This window comes from Kitasatospora griseola, assembly GCF_014648555.1.
GTDB classification, from domain to species: Bacteria; Actinomycetota; Actinomycetes; order Streptomycetales; family Streptomycetaceae; genus Kitasatospora; species Kitasatospora griseola.
Genome location: NZ_BMRI01000006.1, coordinates 287,432 through 291,308 on the forward strand (window position 1 = coordinate 287,432; position 3,877 = coordinate 291,308).

The window sequence follows — 3,877 nt, forward strand, 5'->3', positions numbered from 1 at the left end:
AAGGGTGTGGCCGCCGGTTGCTCGTTCGCTCCGTTCGACCTGCTGAGAAGCTTACCCCATGTTCCGGGGCGTCCTGTTCACCCCCGGCGGCCGTCGCACCTCGGAAAGGCCGTGGCGGGGCGTCACAATGGCCGAATGAGAGTGATCTTCACCGTGCTCGGGGTGGCACTGCTGGTCTGGACGGCGGGCAGCATTCTGCGGACGCTGGTGGTGCCGCGCGGGCTGTACTCGGCGTTGGCGATCCGACTGTGGTCGTCGCTGCGGGTGGTGGTGCGGACGGTGGCGGCGCCGTTCGGCGGGTACCGGGCGATCGACCGGGCGCAGACCTGGCTGGCGCCGCTGACGCTGCTCGGGATGCTGGGGTGCTGGCTGCTGTCGACGCTGATGGCGTACACCCTGCTGTTGATAGGGACGTCCGAACTGCCGTGGCACGTCGCGTTCCGGGAGGCCGGGTCGAGCCTGTTCACGCTGGGCTTCGCCAGCGGCGACCGGCTGCACCTGTCGGTGATCGACTTCCTCGCGGCGGCCAACGGCCCGCTGATCATCGCACTGCTGATCGCCTACCTGCCGACGCTCTACTCGGCCTACAACCGGCGGGAGTTGGAGGTGACGCTGCTGCAGTCGCGGGCCGGTGAGCCGGCCTGGGGGCCGGAGTTGCTGGCCCGGCAGGCGCTGGTGCGGACCGAGAGCGAGCTGCCGGAGCTGTACCGGGACTGGGAGCGGCTGGCGGCGGACCTCGGCGAGGGGCACTCCAACTATCCGGTGCTGATCTCGTTCCGCTCGCCGCAGCCGTACCGCAACTGGGTGGTGGGCCTGATCGCCGTGATGGACGCGGCGGCCATGCAGCTGGCGCTGAACCCGCGCTCGGCCCCGCCGGAGGCGCGGCTGCTGCTGCGCGCCGGGTTCACGGCGCTGCGCGACATCGCGACCGCGCTGCGGATCCCGTTCGAACCGGATCCGGAGCCGGAGGAGCCGATCCGGTTGACCTTCGCGGAGTTCGACGCGGCGGTGGCGATGGTGACGGCTGCCGGGATGCGGCTGGAGCGGCCGGTCGCGGACGCCTGGGCGCACTTCCGCGGCTGGCGGGTCAACTACGAGGCGATCGCCTACGAGTTGGCCCGCCGCGTGGACGCGGTGCCGGCGCTGTGGACGGGGCCGCGGGACTTCCCCGCCACCCCGATCCCGCCGCGCCGCCCGGCCGACCGCCGCCCGGTCAATCCCTGACCGGCCGTCGGCGGGAGCTACCTACCGCAGCAGCTGTTCCTCCGCCTGCGCCAGCACCTCCACCACGCGCCGCCCGAACCGGACGTCGCACGGATGCGGGGTGCCGGTCGCGGCCGCCGCCAGCAGGGCGTCCAGCGCGCGCCCGTACGCGGCGGTGGGCGGCCCGTCCCGGTCGGGGAGCCGGGTGACGCCGGCGGTGCCGCGCAGTTCGGCGCCCGCGCCGAGCGCGGAGGCCTCGGGCGGGGCGGTCAGGCTGAGCGTCACGGTGCTGGACGCGCCGCTCTCGTGACGGAGGATCAGGTGCGCGGTGTCGCCGGGGCCGGGCGCGGCGACGACCCGTTCGACGTCGCCGAGGACGGGCAGCAGCACGGACAGGGCGTGCGGGCCGACGTCCCACAGCGCGCCCTTCTGCTGGCGCCACGGGGACGCGGCGTAGGGGCTGTCGGTGGTGAACACCGAGCCGATCCAGTGGCAGTGCGCGGTGAACCAGCCGCCCCGCTCGGCCTGTTCGACGATCCAGTCGCCCTGCGCGACGCCGAACCGGACGGTGAAGAACACCACCGAGGCGACGCCGGCCGCGGCTGCCGCGTCCTCGACGGCGCGGGCGGCGTCGACCGTCGAGGCGACCGGCTTGTCCAGCAGCAGGTGCTTGCCGGCCGCGGCGGCGCGCACCGCGTACTCGGCCTGGACGTCCGGCGGCAGGGCGATGGCGACGGCGTCCACGTCGGCCAGCAGATCGTCCACCGCCTGGTGGGCGGGGACGCCGTGGGCGGCGGCGAGGGTCTTGGCGGCCTCGGGGCGACGGCCCCAGACGCCGGCGAATTCGACGTCGGGGTGGGCGGCGAGGGCCGGGGCGTGCACCAGGCTCGCCCAGGGGCCGGTGCCGAGGAGTCCGATCCGCACGGTGCTCAGCCCTCCACCCGGATCAGCGTGAAACCGTCGTAGCCCTTGGCGCCGACGGTCTGCACGGTGGTGGCGTCCAGCCGCTTGTCGCCGGCGAGCAGCTCGTGCAGCTGCTGGACGCCGCGCACGGCCTCGTCGGTGCTCTGCCGGTCGGCGAGCCGGCCGCCGCGCACCACGTTGTCGATCACGATCACCGAGCCGGGCCGGGTGAGCGCCAGCGACGCCTCCAGGTAGTGCGGGATGTTCGGCTTGTCGGCGTCGACGAACACCAGGTCGTACGGTTCGACACCTTCCTCGGTGAGCTGCCGCAGGGTGTCGCGGGCCGCGCCGAGCCGGATCTCGACCCGGTCGGCGAGACCGGCCCGTTCCAGGTTGGCGGCGGCGACCGCGGCGTGCGCCGGGTCGATCTCCAGCGTGGTCAGGGCGCCGCCCTCGGGCAGGGCACGGGCCAGCCAGATGGCGCTGTAGCCGGCCAGGGTGCCGATCTCCAGGATCCGCCGGGCGCCCTGCATGCGGGCCAGCAGGTGCAGCAGCTTGCCCTGGTTCGGGGCCACCGCGATCGGCGGCAGCCCGGCCCGGTCGGCGGCCTCGACGGCCGCGTCCAGCACCGCGTCCTCGCCGATCAGCCGGTCCGCGGTGTAGTCGTCCACCGCCGTCCACCGCTGCTGCGGGTTCTCCTGCGTGCTCATTCCCCACCTCCGTGATCGCTTCGCGCTGCGACCCTACTCCCTGTCCGGTGCGCGGCCGCCCTCGAACACGGCGAAGGCCGCCGCGTCCGGGGCGGGACACGGCGGCCTTCGGGTGCGGCTTCCGGGGTCAGTCGACGAGCGTCTCGCTGAGCGGCTCGCCGCTCTTGCCGCCGGACTGCTCGGGGTGCTCGGCCCGGGACTTCTTCGCCCGCCACTTGAGCACCAGCGCCGAGCCGACGCCGAACACCGCGGCCGCGGCGAGACCGATGTACGAGGCGCCCTTCAGGTACTCCTCGGCGACCTTGCCGACCTGGTACACCAGCAGCGTGGTGCCGCCCGCCCAGACCACACCGCCCAGCACGTTGGCGATCAGGAACTTCCAGTACGGCATCCGCAGGGTGCCGGCCAGCGGACCGGCGAAGATCCGGAGCAGCGCGATGAACCGGCCGAAGAACACCGCCCACATGCCCCAGCGGTGGAACGCCCGCTCGGCGGTGGCCAGATGTTCGGGTCCGAAGTGCTTGGGGAACCTGCGGCCGAGTTTCTCGAACAGCGGCCGGCCGCCCTTGTGGCCGATCGCGTAGCCGATCGAGTCGCCGATGATCGCACCGGCGATCGCGCAGCCCGCGACGCCCCACGGGCTGACGATGCCCTTGGCGGCGAGCAGCGCGGAGGAGACCAGGGCGATCTCGCCGGGCAGCGGAATGCCCAGACTCTCCAGTCCGATGATCAGGCCGATGAGGATGTACACCGAGGTCGGCGGAACGCTCTCGATCCACTGGTCGAGGTGCAAGGCGGAGTACCTCCGTCAGGGCAGGGACAGGCGGCCGACGCACGGCGGCACACGGGAAAAGCTTCGGTAAAGGGCCCGAGCCCGGCCAGCCTAGCCGCTCCCGGCGCGCAGGCCGAGCGCCTCCCTCAGCAGCAGCTCAACGGGGGTTCGGACGCTCCTCCCCCTCGCTCGCCCACACCCGGTCCAACTCCCGGCGGCCTCCGGTTCGTTCCCGGTCCGCGGGTGACATTCGGCGCACCCGCCGGACCTGTTCCGGGCCGTCCGCCGG

At 73.5% G+C, this 3,877-nt stretch carries 4 protein-coding genes; 1 reads left to right on the forward strand and 3 read right to left on the reverse strand.

What is annotated here, in order from left to right; all coding sequences use genetic code 11:
• Nucleotides 1–135: 135 nt before the first annotated feature.
• Entirely contained in the window at nt 136–1,224 is a 1,089-nt protein-coding gene (locus tag IEZ12_RS10850) for a hypothetical protein (RefSeq protein ID WP_189271811.1), read from the forward strand.
• A 21-nt stretch (nt 1,225–1,245) separates the two neighbouring features.
• On the opposite strand, the gene IEZ12_RS10855 is transcribed toward IEZ12_RS10850, so the two are convergent.
• From IEZ12_RS10855 to IEZ12_RS10865, 3 genes are all read right to left on the reverse strand, one after another.
• On the reverse strand, nt 1,246–2,127 hold the full coding sequence (locus IEZ12_RS10855) for a Gfo/Idh/MocA family protein (RefSeq protein WP_189271812.1): 882 nt from the start codon (nt 2,125–2,127) through the stop codon (nt 1,246–1,248).
• Between the two features lie 5 nt (nt 2,128–2,132).
• The gene (locus IEZ12_RS10860) at nt 2,133–2,816 is read right to left on the reverse strand and encodes an O-methyltransferase (protein ID WP_189271813.1); all 684 of its coding nucleotides are present in this window, start codon (nt 2,814–2,816) and stop codon (nt 2,133–2,135) included.
• 127 nt (nt 2,817–2,943) lie between these two features.
• Nucleotides 2,944–3,609, reverse strand: coding sequence for a DedA family protein (locus tag IEZ12_RS10865; protein WP_189271814.1), 666 nt, complete (start codon nt 3,607–3,609; stop codon nt 2,944–2,946).
• Nucleotides 3,610–3,877 lie beyond the last annotated feature (268 nt).